Genomic DNA, 2,901 nt, shown 5'->3' on the forward strand with positions numbered 1-2,901 from the left:
CTCGGAGACGCTGGCCGCCGCGCAGGAGGAGGCCGCCCGGCGCCGCCGCGAGGCCGAGGAACTCCTCGGCGCGGCCCGGCAGGAGGCCGACCAAGAGCGCGAGCGGGCCCGCGAGCAGAGCGAGGAGCTGCTGGCGTCGGCGCGCACCCGTGTGGAGGAGGCGCAGGCCGAGGCCGTGCGGCTGGTCGAGGAGGCCGACCGGCGCGCCACCGAGATGGTGTCGGCGGCCGAGCAGCACGCCCAGCAGGTGCGCGACTCCGTGGCGGGGCTGCACGAGCAGGCGCAGGAGGAGATCGCCGGGCTGCGCAGCGCCGCCGAGCACGTGGCGGAGCGCACCCGCCGTGAGGCCGAGGAGGAGGCGGACCGGGTCCGCTCCGACGCCTACGCGGAGCGGGAGCGGGCGAGCGAGGACGCGGGCCGGCTGCGGCGCGAGGCGCAGGAGGAGACGGAGGCCGCGAAGGCGCTGGCCGAGCGGACGGTGTCCGAGGCCATCGCGGAGGCCGACCGGATCCGTACGGATGTGTCCGAGCACGCCCAGCGGGTGCGTACGGAGGCGTCGGACGCGATCGCCGAGGCGGAGCAGGCCGCCGCGCGCACCCGAGCGGACGCCCGTGAGGACGCCAACCGGATCCGTTCGGACGCGGCGACGCAGGCGGACACCCTCATCACCGAGGCCCGCAGTGAGGCGGAGCGGCTGACCGACGAGACCCTCGCGGAGAGCGAGCGGGTGCGGTCGGAGTCGGTGTCCAAGGCGGAGAAGCTGATCGCGGACGCCACCGGGGACGCGGAGCGGCTGCGCGCCGAGGCCGCGGAGACGGTCGGATCGGCGCAGGCGCACGCGGAGCGGATGCGCCAGGAGGCCGAGCGGGTCAGGTCCGGCGCGGAGTCGGAGGCCGAGCGGCTGGTGTCCGCCGCGCGCGAGGAGGCGGAGCGGACGCTGGACGAGGCCCGCAAGGACGCCAACAAGCGGCGTTCCGAGGCGGCCGAGCAGGTGGACACGCTCATCACGGAGACCACCGCCGAGGCGGACAAGCTGCTCACCGAGGCGCAGCAGCAGGCGCTGAAGACGACGGCGGAGGCCGAGGCGCAGGCGGACACGATGGTCGGCGCGGCCCGCAGCGAGGCCGACCGGCTGGTCGCCGAGGCGACCGTCGAGGGCAACTCGCGGGTGGAGAAGGCCCGTGCGGACGCGGACGAGCTGCTGGTCGGCGCGCGCCGGGACGCGACGCAGATCAGGGAGCGCGCGGAGGAGCTGCGCGACCGGATCACCTCCGAGATCGAGGAGCTGCACGAGCGGGCCCGCCGTGAGGCGGCGGAGACGATGAAGTCGACGGGTGACCGCTGCGACGCGCTCATCAAGGCCGCCGAGGAGCAGCTCGCCAAGGCGGAGGCGAAGGCCAAGGAGATCGTCTCCGAGGCCAACTCCGAGGCCGGCAAGGTGCGGATCGCCGCCGTGAAGAAGGCCGAGGGCCTGCTCAAGGAGGCGGAGCAGAAGAAGGCCTCGCTCGTGCGGGAGGCCGAGGAGCTGAAGGCCGAGGCGGTCCGGGAGGCGCGGCGCACGGTCGAGGAGGGCAAGCGCGAGCTGGAGGTGCTGGTGCGGCGCCGCGAGGACATCAACGCGGAGATCTCCCGCGTGCAGGACGTGCTGGAGGCGCTGGAGTCCTTCGAGGCGCCGGGGGGCGCGAAGGACAACGGGGTCAAGGCGGGGGCCGCCGCGGGTGGTACCCGTGCGGGTGGCAAGTCGGCGGAATAGCTGTCAAAGCGGACGAAATCCCTTGTAGGGTGAGGGCTTTGATCATGCTTTTGGCAAGCATTCCGGCGGCGAGCCACTCAAAAGGGGTGTCATTCTCCGTATCAAACGTGCATCCGCTCGATGACACAGCGCTTTCGCCCCTAGGATTCCACCTATCACCTCACCGGTCTCATTCGACAGGAACCCCATGAGCGACACTTCCCCCTACGGCTTCGAGCTTGTGCGGCGTGGGTACGACCGCGCTCAGGTGGACGAACGTATCTCCAAGCTCGTCTCCGACCGTGACAGCGCTCTCGCCCGCATCACCGCTCTGGAAAAGCGCATCGAAGAGCTCCACCTCGAGACGCAGAACGCCCAGGCCCAGGTCAACGACGCCGAGCCGTCGTACGCCGGTCTCGGCGCGCGCGTGGAGAAGATCCTCCGCCTCGCCGAGGAGGAGGCGAAGGACCTGCGCGAGGAGGCCCGGCGCGCGGCGGAGCAGCACCGCGAGCTCGCCGAGTCGGCCGCCCAGCAGGTGCGCAACGACGCCGAGTCGTACGCCGCCGAGCGCAAGTCGAAGGCGGAGGACGAGGGCGCGCGGATCGTCGAGAAAGCCCAGGGCGACGCCGCCCAGCTGCGTTCCGAGGCGCAGAAGGACGCGCAGTCCAAGCGGGAGGAGGCGGACGCCCTCTTCGAGGAGACCCGCGCCAAGGCCGCGCAGGCCGCCGCCGACTTCGAGACGAACCTCGCCAAGCGGCGTGAGCAGTCCGAGCGCGACCTGGCCTCGCGCCAGCAGAAGGCCGAGAAGCGCCTCGCGGAGATCGAGCACCGCGCGGAGCAGCTGCGGCTGGAGGCCGAGAAGCTGCGCACCGACGCCGAGCGCCGTGCCCGCCAGACGGTGGAGACGGCCCAGCGTCAGGCGGAGGACATCGTGGCCGACGCCAACGCCAAGGCCGACCGGATCCGTTCGGAATCCGAGCGTGAGCTCGCGGCGCTGACCAACCGCCGTGACTCGATCAACGCCCAGCTGACGAACGTCCGCGAGATGCTGGCGACGCTCACCGGTGCCGCGGTGGCGGCGACCGGCTCGCCCGCCACCGAGGACGAGCCGATCTCCCGCGGAGTCCCGGCCCAGCAGTCCCGGTAAGGCGACGGAGGGATCGGCGGAG

At 72.7% G+C, this 2,901-nt stretch carries 1 protein-coding gene and 1 pseudogene; both read left to right on the plus strand.

The features are described 5' to 3' along the window. A pseudogene (locus tag B7767_RS15365) lies at nt 1-1,753 on the plus strand (hypothetical protein); the annotation flags it as partial. A 187-nt stretch (nt 1,754-1,940) separates the two neighbouring features. Beyond that, a complete protein-coding gene (locus B7767_RS15370) occupies nt 1,941-2,879 on the plus strand; it encodes a cellulose-binding protein (protein ID WP_085572687.1) in 939 nt (312 codons plus the stop codon). Nucleotides 2,880-2,901 lie beyond the last annotated feature (22 nt).

The organism is Streptomyces sp. 13-12-16, assembly GCF_002114215.1.
GTDB lineage: Bacteria > Actinomycetota > Actinomycetes > Streptomycetales > Streptomycetaceae > Streptomyces.

Excerpts from the sequence above, each read along its gene's own strand:
- B7767_RS15370 (WP_085572687.1), top strand. The coding sequence starts at position 1,941 with ATGAGCGACACTTCCCCCTACGGCTTCGAGCTTGTGCGGCGTGGGTAC.